This window comes from Alcanivorax sp. HI0044, assembly GCF_001634945.1.
This window is the reverse complement of sequence record NZ_LWEZ01001079.1, coordinates 1-327: the sequence shown is the minus strand read 5'-3', so window position 1 is coordinate 327 and position 327 is coordinate 1. Positions and strand designations below refer to the sequence as shown.

General features: G+C 51.7%; 1 protein-coding gene. It reads right to left on the bottom strand.

Annotation, left to right across the window (positions count from 1 at the left end; translation table 11 throughout):
- On the bottom strand, positions 1-198 hold a 198-nt coding region (locus tag A3730_RS12950), incomplete at its 3' end, for an AraC family transcriptional regulator N-terminal domain-containing protein (protein ID WP_231883951.1).
- Positions 199-327 lie beyond the last annotated feature (129 nt).

Genomic DNA, 327 nt, shown 5'->3' with positions numbered 1-327 from the left:
GCCCACTTCCGGGCATTCTTCGCTTGGCTCATAACGGCCAACCTTGTCTCCCAGTTCCAGCACCAGGTCGGTGACTTCCTGCGGGTCCACATCAATTTTTACCGCCAGGTAGGGATGATCCGGTGAGGCATCAACAATCTGCCCGAGTACTGGCAAGTGTACCGAGCTGGCCAGATAGCTTGATTTTTTATGGTTCATGGGGGGTTTACGTCAGGCATCCGGCGTTGATGCGTTTGGTAAAGTATCGGGTATTCGCGATAAACCTGTCAGACGGCGAGAAGCGTGTTATTCAGAGGTTCCCTAATCCACGAAGAACCTTTTTTGTTT